Source organism: Mycobacterium sp. NGS54 (genome assembly GCF_059812465.1).
Window position 1 is genome coordinate 230,906 of the sequence record NZ_JCALCS010000007.1, and the last position, 15,225, is coordinate 246,130.

Sequence of the window (15,225 nt, forward strand, 5' to 3'; positions counted from 1 at the left end):
ATGGATCCGCGCCGGTTCGACGAGCTGGTCTCGGATGCGCTCGACCTGATCCCGCCCCAACTGGCCGCCGCGATGGACAACGTCGTCGTGCTCGTCGAAGACCGCCACCCGGAGGACGCCGAGCTGCTCGGGCTGTACGAAGGGGTGGCGCTGACCGAGCGCGACTCCGACTACGCCGGCGCGCTGCCCGACGCCATCACGATCTACCGCGAGGCGCTGCTAGACGTCTGCGACTCCGACGACGACGTTGTCGAGGAGGTGGCGATCACGGTGATCCACGAAATCGCCCATCACTTCGGCATTGACGACCACCGGCTCGAAGAACTGGGTTGGGCCTGACGATCCATGGGCGCGGCAACACCAATTTGTCCGGACCGGATGCTATGAACGGCTGATGAGCGCTGAGTGTCGCGAATGCCGGGCGGGCCTAGATCACTGCCACGGCACCATCATTCGCCATTCGTTGCGCCGGTGGGAGTGCACCGAGCCGGACTGCGACAGCCCCGAGCTGCTGGTGCACACGTTCGTCGTCGACTGCGACGCCGTCGGCTGTGACTGCACCGAAGAGTCGTCAGCCCATCGGATCGGTGCCTGAGCTCACCGCATCGGCGACCGGGCTCGCGTCGGCCTGCGGGTAGAACGGCGGCGTCACGGACCCCCAGCGCACGCAGCTCCACCGCCCGTCGGTGATCGGGGCCAACACCACCGAATCGGCGTTCTCGAGGTGGTTGTCCAGCGCGAAATTGCCGTCCACCCCGGCCAGGACCGCGGAGGCCAGCCGGATCGCCGCGCCGTGGCTGACGACGACGATGTCGCCGTCCCAGTCGTCGTCGTCGAGGTAGCGCATTCGCAGCTCGGTGAGCACCGGCACGTAGCGGTCCAGGACGTCGTTGCCGGTCTCCCCGCCCGGCAGCGGCACGTCGAGGTCGCCGCGATGCCACCGCTCGTAGATCGCGTTGAATTCCGCGACCGCATCGTCGTCGCTGCGGTCTTCCAGCTTCCCGACCTGCACCTCGTGAATGCCTTTGAATTCCAGGGCGCCCATTTCCAGTTCCGCGCCGATCACCTCGGCCGTCTGCCACGCCCGGGTGGCCACCGAGTGCGCCAGCATCGCCGGGCGCCCCGAGCCGCGGGCGAACGCGCGGGCCTGGTCCCGACCCAACGGCGTCAGTTCCGCCCCGGGCGGGCGGGTGTCCAGCCTGCGCTCGACGTTTCCGTAGGACTGCCCGTGCCGCAACAGCACCAACCGACCGCTCATCGATCCGACCCGCCGAGCTTGCCTTCGCGCAGCCGCGCCAGCCAGCGCGCCGCCTCGTCGGCCTCCGGCGGCGGCGCCCCGGCGGCCGAGCCCGTCGGCCACGAGCCCAGGTATCTCACATCCGCACAACGACGGTGCAGCGCCTTGAGTGCCTCGGCGACGGCGCCGTCGTCGATGTGGCCGACGCAATCGGCGAAGAACAGATAGGTTCCGAGTTCCGTTCTCGTCGGCCGGGCTTCGATCCGGGTCAGATCGATGCCGCGGATGCCGAACTCGGCCAGCGCGGACACCAGCGCGCCCGGCACGTTGTCGAGGCGCAACACCACCGCGGTCCGATCCGCCCCGGTGCGAGCCGGCGGCGGCCCCGGCAGCCCGATCAGCACGAAGCGGGTGCGGGCGTTCGGCTCGTCGACGACGCCGTCGGCCAGCGCCCCCAGCCCCCAATGTTCGGCGGCCAGCGGCGAGGTCACCGCGGCGTCCGCGTATCCCTCGGCCACCTGCCGCGCCGCGTCGGCGTTGGAGTACGCCGGCCGCAGCTCCACCCCGGGCAGATGGGCGGCCAGCCATTTCCGCACCTGCGCCAGGGCCACCGGGAACGCCGCCAGCGTGCGGACGTCGCCCGCGCCGAGGCCGGCCTTGACCACGACGCTGAAGGCCACGTCAAGCGTGACCTCGGCGAACATCTGCAGGGGCGAGCCGATGCCGAGGCTGTCCAGCGTCGGAATCACCGCGCCGTCGATCGAGTTCTCGATCGGTACGCACGCGTAGTCGGCGTCGCCCTCGCGGACCGCATCGAGCGCGGCGGGCGTGCTCTCGATGGGCATCGTGCGCACGGGGCCCGGTCCCTGCGCGGGAACCAGGCCGGCGGCCACGATTTGCCGCAGCGCCGCCTCCGTGAAGGTCCCTTCGGGACCGAGGTATGCGATGCGGACCACTCCCCAACCCTAACGGCGCTCCACGTCAATCGGGCCTTGCGACGTGATGGGTCGTAAGTTAACTTAGGCTTACCTAATTCGCCGCTGAGGAGAACGATGGCATCGCCGAGCTGCCCCACCCCGACGACCGCAGAACGCATCCGCAGCGCCTGTGCGCGCGCCGGGAGCGCCCTGTTGGCGCTGGAAACAGCGGGGGCGACCGGAAGCCCGCGCACGGATCCGATCGCCACCCCGGTGCACCACCTGCTGGCCGACGGATCCTTCGCGGTCGCGCTCCCCGTCGAGCACGACGGGTGCTGCGCGGTCGCCGGATCCCAGGCGCTGCTGGAGCTGACGGACTACGCGCCGCTTCCGGTGCGCGAACCAGTCCGTTCGCTGGTGTGGGTGCGCGGCCGCCTGCAGGCCGTCCCGGCCGAGGCGGTCACCGACACGCTTGACTTGATCGCCGCCGAGGACCCGAACCCGGCGCTGCTGCAGGTCGAGACGCCGCTGTCGCCGCCGTGCGCGGGAGAGCTTCGGTACCGGCTGCTGCGGCTCGAGATCGACTCCGTGGTGGTCACCGACGCCACCGGCGCCGAGCCGGTCAGTGTGGCGGATCTGCTCGCCGCCCGCCCCGACCCCTTCTGCGAGATCGAGTCGAGCCTGCTGTGGCACCTCGACACCGTCCACAACGACGTGGTCGCGCGGCTGGTGTCCAAGCTGCCGCCGACCCTGCGCCGCGGGCACGTTCGCCCGCTCGGGCTCGACCGATACGGCGTGCGGTTCCGCATCGAGGGAAACGACGGCGACCACGACGTCCGGCTGCCGTTCCACAAGCCGGTCGACGACATGACGGGGCTGAGGCAGGCCATCCGCGTGCTGATGGGTTGCCCGTTCGTCAATGGGCTGCGGGCCCGCCGGTAGGCCCTGCACGTACGTTAACCGGGTGAACGGCGACCGACCGCCCCATCGCCCGGTGCCGCGCCGGCCCGAGCCGCCGCAGGCGATACGCCGGGCGAGCGGCCCGGCGCCGGCTGCCGACCCGCCGACCACACCGCTGCGCCGGCCCACGCCGCCGCCCGCCCCGGCACCCCCGTCCGCTCCCCCGCCGCGGCCGGTCGGACCAAGGACGCGCCGCAAACGCGGCGGGCGCCGCTGGGTCCGGGCTCTGGCGCTCACCGTGTTAATCGGCGCGCTGCTCGCCGGCGCGGCCATCGTCGGCGGCGGCATGTGGTTCGACACCACGCTGCGGCGCGAGCACGCGCTGACCGACTATCCGGACCGGCCCGGAGCCGGCCGCGGGACCAACTGGCTGATCGTCGGCTCCGACAGCCGCCAAGGCCTCACCGCGGAGCAGCAGCAAGAACTGGCGACCGGCGGCGACGTCGGCAGCAGCCGAACGGACACCATCCTGCTGCTGCACGTGCCCGAGTTCGGGTCCAGCGCACCGCCGACGATGGTGTCGATCCCGCGCGACTCGTATGTGCCGATCCCCGGTCATGGCAAGGACAAGATCAACGCGGCGTTCGCAATCGGCGGGGCGCCCCTGCTGACCCAGACCTTGGAGCGGGCGACCGGCCTGCGCCTCGATCACTATGCCGAGATCGGATTCGGCGGATTCGCGGGCCTGGTCGACGCGCTGGGCGGCATCACGGTGTGCCCAACCACACCGATCAACGATCCGTTGGCCGGCATCGACCTGCCGGCCGGCTGCCAGGAACTGGCCGGCCGCGACGCGCTGGGCTACGTCCGGTCGCGGGACACCCCGCGCGCGGATCTGGACCGGATGGCCAACCAGCGCCAGTTCCTCTCGGCGCTGCTGCACCGCGTGGCCAGCCCGGCCGTGTGGCTCGACCCCCGTCGCTGGTACTCGGTGCCGCGCGCGGCCGCCGGCGCGATGACCGTCGACGAGGGCGACCACGTGTGGGATTTGGCTCGGCTCGGCTGGGCGCTGCACGGGCCGACGACCGCGCTGACCGTCCCGATCGGGGAGTTCACCACCGGCGACGCCGGCGCGGTGGTGGTGTGGAACCACGACGCCGCCGGCCAGCTGTTCGAGGCGCTGGCCTCCGACGCGCCGGTGCCCGCCGCCGCCCTGCAGGGACGGCAGTAGTTAGGCGCCGTCGCCGGCGCGGGCCCGCTGCAGATAGGCCTTGGTGCGCCCCGGGTGGTGGGTGGCCAGCCAGGCCACGCCGACGTCCCGGCAAAAGTCGATGTCCTCGTACTCGTCGACGTTCCAGCAGTACACCGCCCTGCCCTGCGCGACGGCGCGGTCCACCAGTTGCGGATAGTCCTTCAGCGTCGCCAACGACGGCCCGACGGCGGTGGCGCCGACGGCGGTGGCCGCGCTGCTAGCCAGATACCGAGCGTTCTTGCCGAGCAACACCGTCGGCAGCAACGGCGCGGCCCGCCGGATCCGCCAGACCGCCGCCGCCGAAAACGACATGACCACCGCGCGGGACCGGTCGGCGGATGCGGGCGAAGCGATCCCGTAGCGATGCAGCAGCGCCAGCAGCTTGTTTTCCACCAGGGAGCCGTACCGGACAGGGTGCTTGGTCTCGACGAAGATCTTGACCGGCCGGTGCCAGTCCAGCACGAGCGAAACGAGGTCGTCGAACGTCAGCAGGCTGGTGTCACCGTGCGTGCCATCCGCGCGCCAGCTGTCGTGCCAAGCACCGTATTCGAGCTCGCGCAGTTCGGCGAGCGTCATCGTGCTGACCAAGCCGGCTCCCGTCGAGGTCCGGTCCAGACGGCGATCGTGCACGCAGACGAGGTGGCCGTCGCGGGTCAGGCGAACGTCGCATTCGACACCGTCGGCGCCCTGCTTGAGCGCGAGATCGTAGGCGGCCAACGTGTGTTCAGGGCGCGCGGCCGAGGCTCCGCGGTGGGCAACGACAAAAGGATGCCCGGCGAGCACCTCGTCGGCCCACGTCATATCCCTATGCTGCCGGTTCCTGCCCCTCCAACTCAACCGGAGCGATCGAGCGTTGCGATTCGACGACGACCCAGCGGTGCGCGGGACGTTGTACCGGTTTGCGCTCGAAGCCTTCGAAGACCCGGGCGATCGCCGCGACGGTCACCGCCGCGAACAGATAGGCGAAAACCATCAGCACGGTGTTGTTCGCGATGCCCTGGGCGTCGGTGGCGAAGCTGGTGAAGATGGCGAAGGCCGAAACCAGGTAACTGAGGACCCACGCGATCCACCACTGGACGATGGGTCTCCGCACCCGGGCGTAGTGCTCCTCCACCGTTGCCAGCTCGATGAGGTAGACGGGCGCCCACAGCAAATTCGCCAACGGCACCACGCTGCCCGCCCACAGCGCCCGGACCGACCGCGGCTCCGGCAGGCCGTGATGCGCGAACGCGGCGGCCCGGCGCGCGATCAGCCACCGGACCAGCGTTACCCCGGAGGCGATCACCGCCGCGATCGCTCCCACGCTGGCCAGCACCCCGAGCCACTCAGCGACGACGGCCAGGATCGAGTTCAGCAGGGTGTTCCGGTTGTACACCAACAACGCATACCGCGCGGCGTATACCAGCGCGGCCGCGCCCAGGATCAGCACGCTCAAGAACAGCGTGGTGCGCACCAGCGGTGCGGATGGCCCTGTCGGCGAAGGCTTTTCGGCCGCAACGGGCACCTGGTCGACGCGGTCCGCCAAACCCCAACGCGGTATCACGGCGTAGCGCGGCGTGGGCCCCAGGAGCCGACGCCCTCGCCGCTGAGGCGGCGCGGCGCCCGGGCGGACCGCGATCCAGCGGAATCCGGGTGGCAGCCGGGGCCCGGTGCGCTGCCACGCCGGGGCGGCGGGTGGCCTGGCCGGCGGGGGGCCGCCCGGTGCGCTCCATCGTGGGTCGGGCGCCGGTGTGTCCGGCAGGGGCGCCATCAGCGCCCCGCGGCAGCGGGGGCACCAGTCGCGTCGCCGGTCGCGCACGTTCCAGCGCGTGCCGCACTGGGAGCACACCTGGATCACCGGACCAGCGTAGCGCCGGCGATGACGCGGGCCCCCGAAGCGGCCTGGAAGCGGTTGCGGCAACACCAACAGTTGCCTAGGGCTATCCACAGTTTCCACAGGTTTATCCACAATTGGGCTTTGGGTATGCACGGCATCGACACGGCCTTTACCGAGTGCCGCGGGTTCCGTCTGTGGATAACCCAAGGCTGGTACGACTGTGCCATAAACAGCCCCGCCGGTTATCAGAGCGAAATGCATTGCCCCGCTAAGCACCCGCAGCCGAGCCCCTCGGGCTCGGTAGCGCTCGCCCGCCCCGCGCTTGTTCAGCTCGCCCGCGGGCATCTCCAGACCCTGGTCCGGCACGCGATTGCGCAGTGCGTTTTCCAAGCCCGGTGTGAGGGGTTATGATCACCGTCACGAAAAATCGTTGTGACTCACCTCACTTGAGCGGGGTGGACGTGCAGCTGAAAGGCGCTTGATGGCCACGCATTCGTTCGGTCCGGGTTCGCCGGCCCCGTCGAACTCGAATCCCGGCTCGGCTGCCTGTAACCACAGCTATAGCGTCGCCGCCTTGCGCGCCGCGCTGCTCGCGCTGGCGCTGCTCGCGGTTCTCGTCGTCATCGCCTTGTCTTGAATCAACCCAGACCGGGTATCTCCCCCTAGCAGCCGTTCTTGCGGCGCGCGCGGTCATGGAGCAGGGTTGATTACGGCTGGCCGCCGCGTGGCAGCCCCGCGCAGGAGCGCCAAGACGATAACCGAAGAAAGGAATGCAGTGGCTGTATACAACTTGCCGGACTTGGATTGGGATTACGGTGCGCTGGAACCGCACATCTCCGGTCAAATTAACGAACTTCATCACGACAAACACCACGCCACCTACGTCAAAGGCGCCAACGACGCCCTGGAAAAACTCGAGGAAGCGCGGGCCAAGGGAGACCATGCCGCGATCCTGTTGAACGAGAAGAACTTGGCGTTCAACCTGGGTGGTCACGTCAACCACACCATCTGGTGGAAGAACCTCTCCCCGAACGGCGGTGACAAGCCGACCGGTGAGCTCGCCGCGGCCATCGACGACGCGTTCGGATCGTTCGACAACTTCCGGGCACAGTTCCACGCCGCCGCCACCACCGTGCAGGGGTCGGGGTGGGCGGCGCTCGGCTGGGACACGCTGGGCAACAAGCTGCTGATCTTCCAGGTGTACGACCACCAGTCGAATTTCCCGCTGGGGATCGTGCCGCTGCTGCTGCTCGACATGTGGGAGCACGCTTTCTACCTTCAGTACAAGAACGTCAAGGTCGACTTCGCCAAGGCGTTCTGGAACGTGGTGAACTGGGCGGATGTGCAGGACCGCTACGCGGCCGCAACCTCTAAAACCCAAGGGCTGATAGCCGGCTGACTTCATTTCGAAACGGCGGGGGCGTCGCGCGGATCGCGTGGCGCCCCCGTCGTTTATCCGTGCCGAATGTGGGCACTTTGAAAACATGTACGCCAGTAACCGTGTCGGGTTGCAAGGCGCCGAAGCCGCAGGCATCCTTAATTATTCGAGCTACCAGCGTGGTTATTCGAAACGAGGCGTCGCGCGGAGGTCGAGATGGAAACCGGGTCGGATAGGCCGATAGGGGTAGCACCCTTCCATGCCCGTGGTGCCCTGAAAGGGTTCGTCATTTCCGGGCGTTGGCCCGATTCGACGAAGGAGTGGGCCCAACTGCTGATGGTCGCGGTCAGGGTCGCGTCGCTGCCCGGATTGCTTTCCACCACAACGGTGTTCGGTGCTCGCGAGGAGTTGCCCGACGAGCCCGAGCCGGGCACCGTGGGCCTGGTGCTGGCCGAAGGCACCGTCTTCGGCGAATCTGCCATCCAGCCAGGGTATTTCGCCGACCATCAACCGCCGGCGTTGCTGATGCTGCATCCGCCGTCGGAAACCACGCCCTCCTTGCCGGAATGCAACGGGGCCGCGTCCGGGTGCGTGTTGCTACCGGGATTGCCCTACCTCGGATTGGAGCACCGGGCGGCGTGGGTGGAGGCCGAGGCCGACGGAACCATCACGTCGATGGTGAGCCGGGTGGGCGTCGACCCGATCAGCCATCCGGACACCGCGATCCTGGCGATGCTGCTTGCCGCGTAAGGGAATTCAAATCGCAGAATACGGCCGCCCGAAATCGCTCGCCGTCCTGGCGCTGGCCCGACCCGCCCGCTAGCCTGTGAACCGTTAGCGAAGGGGAGTAGCCCCCAATCGTCGAGTCGACATACTGGCGCATAGCCCGGCCGGCGAACCGGTCCCACGGGTCCGGTGGGCGAGACCTTCGACCGATGTTCGGAGGGACCGAAGGGTCCCAGACATTACCGACGACGTGTCGAAAGGTCGCCCCCATGCTCGCAGCCACGTTGCTGACCCTCGGGGTGGTGTTCCTCGCCGAACTCGGCGACAGGTCCCAGCTGATCACCATGACCTTTGCGCTGCGCTACCGATGGTGGGTGGTGCTGAGCGGCGTGGCGATCGCCGCCTGTCTGGTGCACGGGGTGACGGTCGGGATCGGCCATTTCCTCGGCACCACGCTCCCGTCCCGCCCGATGGCGTTCGCGTCTGCGATCGCGTTCCTGATCTTCGCCGTGTGGGCCTGGCGCGAGGGCGCCGCCGACGAGACGGTCTCGACGGAGGGGGAATCCCGCTTTGCCTTGCTGACCGTCGCGTCGTCCTTCGTGCTCGCCGAGATGAGCGACAAGACGTCGCTCGCGACCGTGTCGTTGGCCAGCGATCACGACTGGACCGGCGTCTGGGTCGGCTCCACCTTGGGGATGGTCCTCGCCGACGGACTCGCGATCGGGGTTGGCACGCTGCTGCATCGGCGGCTTCCCCAGCGGCTGCTGCACGCCATGGCCGGCCTGCTGTTCCTGATGTTCGGACTGTGGATGCTGTTCGACACCGCGTTGGGACTGCGCTCGGCGGCCATCGCGGCGACCGTCGCCGTAGCGCTGGCCGCCTCCGCGGTGGCCGCGGCGCAAACTGTGCGTCGGCGCCGGAAAGCGGTTGCACCCGCTGGGAGGTCACGGGACATCGGCTAGAGTGCCGTCGGCGCCCCGTTCCCTCAGCTGCCGCGACCCCGGAGACGTCCCAGGGGCATCTTCCGGGGCAATCAGGTGCACCCTTGGCCCGTTTCGCCGGCGGGTCGCCGAACTGACAGCAAATGATGTCGCCGACGGGCGCGCGTTGCGGGTTGGTTGCCGTGCAATCGCCCAGCATCCTCGGCCGGAGCGCGCGGGGATCCGCCCGGCCGGCGGCCCGCCACGCCCGGCCATGACCCGAACGCTGCGGATAACCTGTGAGTTTCGCTTATCTGGTGGACACCCCAGCGAATTAGTTAGACGCTCGTAAAGTGGGTATTCGGCAACCGTCAGCTATGCCGGTACCCAACCACCCCGGGTTTGCACCTGGATGCGGACCCAAACCGTCGCTACCATGATCAGCAAATACACCTCGGCAATAGTTCACTTCTACAGCCAAGTGGAGGTCATATCGATGAGCACGACGTTCGCCGCCCGCCTGAATCGCTTGTTCGACACGGTGTACCCACCAGGGCGCGGGCCGCACACCTCGGCGGAGGTGATCGCGGCACTCAAGGCGGAGGGCATCACGATGTCGGCTCCCTACCTGTCCCAGCTACGTTCGGGCAACCGCACCAATCCGTCGTCGGCGACCATGGCCGCCCTGGCCAACTTCTTCCGGATCAAGCCGGCCTACTTCACCGACGACGAGTACTACGAGAAGCTCGACAAGGAGTTGTCCTGGCTGGCGACGATGCGCGATGACGGCGTGCGCCGCATCGCGTTGGCCGCGGTCGGGTTGTCCGCGCAGGCCCAGCAGGACGTCGTGGAGCGGGTCAAGGAGCTCCGCCGCGCCGAACACCTGGACGCCTAGCGGACGCGCGGGCCGAGACCCGCTGTACGCCCCGACCTGAACGGCCGCCGTCGGCGTATGCCGATTAGGGTTGGCTCTCGGATCGCGCACACGCGAGCGATAGTCCACGAGATACCGGGAGGCGGCCGGGAATGGGCCTGTTCCGCAAGCGAAAGAGCCGCGCGACGCGTCGCGCCGAGGCCCGCGCGATCAAGGCCCGCGCCAAGCTCGAGGCCAAGCTGGCCGCCAAGAACGACGCTCGCCGACTCAAGGCCGACCGGCGCGCCGCCGAAAAGGCCCTCAAGGCGCAGATCAAATCGCAACGGGACAGCGACCGCACGGCGCTGAAGGTCGCCGAGGCCGAGCTCAAGACCGCACGGGAGGGCAAGTTGCTGTCGCCGACTCGGATCCGCCGGGTGCTGACCGTCTCTCGGCTGCTCGCCCCGATCCTGACACCGCTGATCTACCGCGGCGCGATGGCCGCGCGCGCGGTGATCGACCAACGGCGCGCGGACCAGCTCGGCGTCCCGCTGGCGCAGATCGGCCAGTTCTCCGGGCAGGGCGCCCAGCTGTCGGCCCGCATCGCCGGCTCGGAGAAGTCGTTGCGGGTGGTGCAGGAAAAGAAGCCCAAGGACGCCGAGACCAAGCAGTTCGTCGGCGCCATCACCGAACGGCTGAGCGACCTTTCGGCGGCCGTCACCGCCGCGGAGAACATGCCGGCCGCGCGGCGGCGCGCGGCCCACGCCGCGATCTCCTCGCAGCTCGACGGCATCGAGGCGGACCTGATGGCGCGCCTCGGACTGACGTGACCGCCGCACGCCTCCTGATCGCGGTCGCGGCGCTCTACCTCGGCTCGGCGCTGGGCGCCCCCGCGGCGTGGGCGCACGTACACGCCAGCAGCGACAACCCCGTCCGCGGCGCCATGGCAATCGTCACCTTCCAGGTGCCCAACGAATCCAACACGGGCGCGGCGACCACCGCGCTGACCGTCGGCCTGCCCAACGTGGCGGCGGCGAGCACCGAAACCGTCCCCGGATGGACGGCCAAGCTCGACCGCGACGCGGCGGCCGGCACCGTCCGCTCGGTGACCTGGACGGCCGCCCCCGGCGCCGGGATCCCCCCGGACCAATTCGCGCTGTTCCGCATCTCGGTCCAGCTGCCCGACACCGACACCGTCGGCTTCCCGGCCACCCAGACGTATTCCGACGGCACGGTCGTCAAGTGGGACCAGCCGCCGCTGCCCGGCGGCGGTGAGCCGGAACACCCGGCGCCGGCGCTGACGCTCACCGCGACGGCGGCGGCACCGCACGACCACCACCCGCCCGCGGCGGCCGCGCAGCCGAAGTCATCGGACAACACCGCGCGCCTGCTAGGCGGGGCGGCGCTGGCGCTGGCCGCCCTCGGCGTCGGTGTCGCCCTTTACCGCCGACGGGCATGACGCCCCGCGCGCTCGCCGCATGGGTGGGGCTGCTGCTGGCCGCCATGGTGTCGACCGCGATGCTCACCGCACAACCGGCGTCCGCGCACGCGGCGCGGGTCTCCGCCGACCCCGCCGACAATGCGGTTCTCACGACCGGTCCCGGCCGGGTGACCGCGACGTTCAACGAGCGGTTGCAGACCACGTTCGCGGCCATGACGGTCGTCGGGCCCGACGGCAACCAGTGGGCCAGCGGGGAACCCAGCGTGCAGGGCGCCGTCGTCGGCGTCGGCGTGCGGCCGCTCGGGCCCGCCGGCACGTACACGGTGCATTACCGCGTGACGTCCGCCGATGGCCACGTGGTGTCCGGATCCTGGTCGTTTCGGCTTACGGTCCCGGGCACCGGAACGCCCGGACCTCCCGCCGCGGGCCCCGACGGTGGCGGGAGCGTCCCGGTGTGGCCTTTTGCGGCGGCGGCCGTGGCCCTGGTCGCGGCGGGCGCCTGGTGGGCGGCGCGACATAGACGTTGAGGGCCCAGAGCGTCACCTGGTCGCCGAGGGCCCGCCGCGCCTCCTGGCATGATGGGACGCAAGCAACCCGGCGCCCGACAGAGAACTTGAGACAGCTGCAAAGGAGCGGCCGCATGGCAGACCCGCAGGACCAACCCAACAGCGAACCCGACGGCGCGTCGACCCCACCGGAGAAGAAACCTCCCGCCAAGGCGGTCAAGAAGGCGGCGAAAGCGCCCGCTAAAAAGGCACCTGCGAAGAAGGCACCGGCGAAAAAGGCGGCTGCCAAGAAAGCACCCGCCAAGAAAGCCCCGGCCAAGAGTCCCCCGCCCGCGCCCCCGAAACCGCCCGCGCGACCCCTCGGCATACAGCAGCGCATCGAGACCAACGGCCAACTCGCTGAGGCCGCCAAAGACGCCGCGGCGCAAGCGAAGTCGACCGTGGAGGGCGCCAACAACCCGGTCGCGCCCCAGGTCGCGCCGGCCGCCTCCGGCCAATCCCCGGTGCCGCTGATCGTGGCCGTGGCGCTCAGCCTGCTGGCGATCCTGCTGATCCGGCAGCTGCGGCGCCGCTGAGGTGACGGTGTCCTTCCGGCCGACCGCCGACCTCGTCGACGACATCGGCCCCGACGTACGCAGCTGCGACCTGCAATTCCGCCAGTTCGGCGGCCGCTCGGAGTTCGCCGGGCCGATCAGCACCGTGCGCTGCTTCCAGGACAACGCGCTACTGAAGTCGGCGCTCTCGGAGCCGGGTGACGGCGGTGTACTCGTGATCGACGGCTCCGGCTCGCTGCACACCGCGCTCGTCGGCGACGTCATCGCCGAGTTGGCCCGCTCCAACGGCTGGGCCGGGCTGGTCATCAACGGCGCGGTGCGCGACGCCGCCGCGCTGCGCGGCATCGACATCGGCATCAAGGCGCTGGGCACCAATCCGCGCAAGAGCACCAAGACCGGCGCCGGGGAACGCGGCGTCGAAATCAGTCTCGGCGGAGTGACTTTCGCGCCCGGCGAGATCGCCTACAGCGACGACGACGGCATCGTCGTCACCGCGGCAGCAGGCTAAACAGACACGGCCGCGGGGTTTTTGGCGAATCGCAGGCCTTCGTCAGCGATCTTGCCGCGCCGGATCAGCCGGATGTCGCGCACGTAGTTCTGGTTCAGCCGCCATGGCGTGCGTGAGCCCTGCTTGGGCAGCTCGTCGAGCGAGCGCAGCACGTAGCCGGGGGTGAACTCCATGAACGGGCGCTCCTCGACGTCGGAGCCCGGGTGCTCGACCACCACGGTGTCGAAGCCGTTGTCGTCCATGTAGTTCAGCAGGCGGCAGGCGAACTCGGACACCAGGTCGGCCTTCAGCGTCCACGACGCGTTGGTGTAACCGACGGTGTAGACCATGTTCGGCAGCCCCGAGAGCATCATGCCCTTGTAGGCCATCGTCTTGGTCAGGTCGACCGGTTGCCCGTCGACGGTCACGGTCGCGCCACCGAACAGCTGCAGGTTCAAACCCGTTGCGGTGATGATGATGTCGGCGGGCAGCTCCTGACCCGAGGCGAGCCGGATGCCGGTCGGGGTGAACCGGTCGATGGTGTCGGTGACCACGTCGGCCTTGCCCTTCCGGATGACGCGGAAGAGGTCGCCGCTGGGGACAAGGCACAGCCGCTGGTCCCACGGGTTGTACTTCGGGCCGAAGTGCTTCTGCACGTCGTAGCCCTCGGGGAGCTGGCGCTGCACGAAGCCGAGCAGGATCTTTCGCATCCGCCGCGGCCACTTCTGACAGGCGCCGTACAGCGCCGCCTGCCGCAGCACGTTCCGCCAGCGAATCGCGGTGTACGCCTGCTTCTCCGGCAGCCATCGGTTGAGCCGCTCGGCAAACTTGTCCCGCTTCGGCTGCGAGACGATATATGTCGGCGAGCGCTGCAGCATCGTGACGTGCTTGGCACCCGACTCCGCCATCGCCGGAATCAGGGTGACCGCGGTGGCACCGCTGCCGATCACGACGACGTTCTTGTCCGTGTAATCGAGGTCCTCGGGCCAGTGCTGCGGGTGGATGATCGGGCCCTTGAAGTCCGCCGAGCCGGCGAACGTCGGTGCGAAACCCTGTTCGTAGTTGTAGTAGCCGCTGCACAAGAAGAGGAAGGTGCACGTGATTGTGCTTGGCGTGCCGTTGTTTTCGATCTGCAGGGTCCAGCGGTTCTCCACGTTGGACCAGTCGGCGCCGACCACCCTGTGGTTGAGCCGGATGTGCTTGTCGATGCCGTACATGGCCGCCGTGCCCTTGACGTAGTCGAGGATGGGCCCGCCGTCGGCGATGGCCTGGCGCTCGGTCCACGGGCGGAACCGGAAGCCCAGCGTGTACATGTCGGAGTCGGAACGAATGCCCGGGTAGCGGAACAAGTCCCAGGTGCCCCCCATGGCCGCGCGCTTCTCCAGGATGGCGTAGCTCTTGGTCGGGCAGCGATCCTGCAGGTGCCAGGCCGCGCTCACGCCGGAGATGCCGGCGCCCACGATGACGACGTCGAGGTGCTCAGTCATGGGCCCATGCTATCAACACACTGTTGAGCCGGTCAACAGTGTGTCGAAACTTTCAACTCCATGTAAAGTAGCCGCCGTGACTACCGTCGGACCTACTCGCGCCCTGCGCGGCCGCCGCGCCCTGCGCCCCTCCGGCGACGACCGCGAGCAGGCGATCCTGGCCACCGCCGAGCGGCTGCTGGAAGAGCGCGGGTTCGCCGCCATCTCGGTCGACGACCTGGCCAAGGGCGCCGGCCTCTCCCGCCCGACGTTCTATTTCTATTTCAAGTCCAAGGAGGACGTGCTGCTGTCGCTGCTGGAGCCGGTGATCGCGCGGGCCGACTCCGAGTTCGACGGCGCCGTGCAGCGGCTGCCGGCGGACCCGCGACGGATATGGCGCAACGGCATCAAGGCGTTCTTCACCGCGTTCGAATCGCGCCGCCCGCTGGCGCGCGCCGCTACCGAGCTGCTGGCCACCAGCTCGGAGCTCCGGACGATGTGGTCGGGATTCATGCAGAAGTGGATCGACCAGACCGCGGCCATGATCGTCGCCGAGCGCGAGCGCGGCGCCGCCCCGAATACCATTCCGGCCGCCGACCTCGCGACTGCGCTGAACCAGATGAACGAACGCACGATGATGGCCGCACTATCCGCCGAGACGCCGGCCGTCGACGCGGACCACGTCGTCGACACGCTCACCCACATCTGGGTCACCAGCATCTACGGCGAATCCGGCTAAGTGGCGATCGCAAGCGCGGCGTAGCCGGGCGAA

Annotated in this window: 19 protein-coding genes and 1 pseudogene; 15 read left to right on the forward strand and 5 right to left on the reverse strand. The window is 69.2% G+C overall.

The features are described from left to right. Together AC5Y5E_RS23275 and AC5Y5E_RS23280 are read left to right on the forward strand one after the other, a co-directional pair. Nucleotides 1-395, forward strand: a pseudogene (locus tag AC5Y5E_RS23275) (metallopeptidase family protein). Beyond that, nucleotides 395-595, forward strand: coding sequence for a hypothetical protein (locus tag AC5Y5E_RS23280; RefSeq protein ID WP_499905351.1), 201 nt, complete (start codon nt 395-397; stop codon nt 593-595). Before AC5Y5E_RS23275 ends, AC5Y5E_RS23280 begins: the two are co-directional and overlap by 1 nt. On the opposite strand, the gene AC5Y5E_RS23285 is transcribed toward AC5Y5E_RS23280, so the two are convergent. Together AC5Y5E_RS23285 and pheA are read right to left on the reverse strand one after the other, a co-directional pair. After that, on the reverse strand, nt 572-1,258 hold the full coding sequence (locus AC5Y5E_RS23285) for a histidine phosphatase family protein (RefSeq protein ID WP_499905352.1): 687 nt from the start codon (nt 1,256-1,258) through the stop codon (nt 572-574). The two genes, AC5Y5E_RS23280 and AC5Y5E_RS23285, sit on opposite strands and share 24 nt — an antisense overlap. Then, nucleotides 1,255-2,193 (reverse strand): prephenate dehydratase, encoded by a 939-nt coding sequence (gene pheA / locus AC5Y5E_RS23290; protein ID WP_499905354.1) that lies wholly within the window; start codon nt 2,191-2,193, stop codon nt 1,255-1,257. The genes AC5Y5E_RS23285 and pheA overlap by 4 nt, the downstream gene beginning before the upstream one ends. A 96-nt stretch (nt 2,194-2,289) precedes the next feature. Here pheA and AC5Y5E_RS23295 point away from each other — a divergent pair, with 96 nt between their 5' ends. Together AC5Y5E_RS23295 and AC5Y5E_RS23300 are read left to right on the forward strand one after the other, a co-directional pair. Then, on the forward strand, nt 2,290-3,096 hold the full coding sequence (locus tag AC5Y5E_RS23295) for a DUF2470 domain-containing protein (protein WP_499905355.1): 807 nt from the start codon (nt 2,290-2,292) through the stop codon (nt 3,094-3,096). A 22-nt stretch (nt 3,097-3,118) separates the two neighbouring features. After that, a complete protein-coding gene (locus tag AC5Y5E_RS23300; RefSeq protein ID WP_499905357.1) occupies nt 3,119-4,285 on the forward strand; it encodes an LCP family protein in 1,167 nt (388 codons plus the stop codon). On the opposite strand, the gene AC5Y5E_RS23305 is transcribed toward AC5Y5E_RS23300, so the two are convergent. Next, nucleotides 4,286-5,107: a glycerophosphodiester phosphodiesterase gene (locus AC5Y5E_RS23305; protein ID WP_499905358.1), complete on the reverse strand. Its 822-nt coding sequence runs from the start codon at nt 5,105-5,107 to the stop codon at nt 4,286-4,288. Nucleotides 5,108-5,111: 4 nt separating this feature from the next. Then, complete coding sequence (locus AC5Y5E_RS23310) at nt 5,112-6,143, reverse strand: DUF4328 domain-containing protein (protein WP_499905360.1); 1,032 nt, start codon at nt 6,141-6,143, stop codon at nt 5,112-5,114. A gap of 460 nt (nt 6,144-6,603) precedes the next feature. Here AC5Y5E_RS23310 and AC5Y5E_RS23315 point away from each other — a divergent pair, with 460 nt between their 5' ends. The 10 genes from AC5Y5E_RS23315 (at nt 6,604) to rraA (ending at nt 13,008) form a co-directional block, all read left to right on the forward strand. Then, on the forward strand, nt 6,604-6,759 hold the full coding sequence (locus AC5Y5E_RS23315) for a hypothetical protein (RefSeq protein WP_499905361.1): 156 nt from the start codon (nt 6,604-6,606) through the stop codon (nt 6,757-6,759). Between the two features lie 138 nt (nt 6,760-6,897). After that, the gene (locus AC5Y5E_RS23320) at nt 6,898-7,521 is read left to right on the forward strand and encodes a superoxide dismutase (RefSeq protein WP_067150615.1); all 624 of its coding nucleotides are present in this window, start codon (nt 6,898-6,900) and stop codon (nt 7,519-7,521) included. A 195-nt stretch (nt 7,522-7,716) separates the two neighbouring features. Next, nucleotides 7,717-8,250 carry a peptidase gene (locus tag AC5Y5E_RS23325; protein WP_067150612.1) on the forward strand — a complete coding sequence of 178 codons (534 nt, stop codon included), beginning with the start codon at nt 7,717-7,719 and terminating at the stop codon, nt 8,248-8,250. A 245-nt stretch (nt 8,251-8,495) separates the two neighbouring features. Next, nucleotides 8,496-9,188, forward strand: coding sequence for a TMEM165/GDT1 family protein (locus AC5Y5E_RS23330; protein WP_499905363.1), 693 nt, complete (start codon nt 8,496-8,498; stop codon nt 9,186-9,188). Nucleotides 9,189-9,642: 454 nt separating this feature from the next. Beyond that, nucleotides 9,643-10,041 (forward strand): transcriptional regulator, encoded by a 399-nt coding sequence (locus AC5Y5E_RS23335; protein ID WP_499905731.1) that lies wholly within the window; start codon nt 9,643-9,645, stop codon nt 10,039-10,041. Nucleotides 10,042-10,172: 131 nt separating this feature from the next. Next, the gene (locus tag AC5Y5E_RS23340; protein WP_068103440.1) at nt 10,173-10,829 is read left to right on the forward strand and encodes a DUF6474 family protein; all 657 of its coding nucleotides are present in this window, start codon (nt 10,173-10,175) and stop codon (nt 10,827-10,829) included. Next, entirely contained in the window at nt 10,826-11,458 is a 633-nt protein-coding gene (locus tag AC5Y5E_RS23345; protein ID WP_499905365.1) for a YcnI family copper-binding membrane protein, read from the forward strand. The genes AC5Y5E_RS23340 and AC5Y5E_RS23345 overlap by 4 nt, the downstream gene beginning before the upstream one ends. Further along, entirely contained in the window at nt 11,455-11,967 is a 513-nt protein-coding gene (locus tag AC5Y5E_RS23350; protein WP_499905366.1) for a copper resistance CopC family protein, read from the forward strand. Before AC5Y5E_RS23345 ends, AC5Y5E_RS23350 begins: the two co-directional genes overlap by 4 nt. A 113-nt stretch (nt 11,968-12,080) precedes the next feature. After that, nucleotides 12,081-12,521 (forward strand): Rv3852 family protein, encoded by a 441-nt coding sequence (locus AC5Y5E_RS23355; protein ID WP_499905367.1) that lies wholly within the window; start codon nt 12,081-12,083, stop codon nt 12,519-12,521. A gap of 1 nt (nt 12,522) precedes the next feature. Further along, nucleotides 12,523-13,008: a ribonuclease E activity regulator RraA gene (gene rraA, locus AC5Y5E_RS23360; RefSeq protein ID WP_499905369.1), complete on the forward strand. Its 486-nt coding sequence runs from the start codon at nt 12,523-12,525 to the stop codon at nt 13,006-13,008. On the opposite strand, the gene AC5Y5E_RS23365 is transcribed toward rraA, so the two are convergent. Continuing rightward, a complete protein-coding gene (locus AC5Y5E_RS23365) occupies nt 13,005-14,474 on the reverse strand; it encodes a flavin-containing monooxygenase (protein WP_499905370.1) in 1,470 nt (489 codons plus the stop codon). The two genes, rraA and AC5Y5E_RS23365, sit on opposite strands and share 4 nt — an antisense overlap. 76 nt (nt 14,475-14,550) lie before the next feature. Between AC5Y5E_RS23365 and AC5Y5E_RS23370 the strand changes: the two genes are divergently transcribed. Next, the gene (locus AC5Y5E_RS23370; RefSeq protein ID WP_499905372.1) at nt 14,551-15,192 is read left to right on the forward strand and encodes a TetR/AcrR family transcriptional regulator; all 642 of its coding nucleotides are present in this window, start codon (nt 14,551-14,553) and stop codon (nt 15,190-15,192) included. Nucleotides 15,193-15,225: the final 33 nt, after the last annotated feature.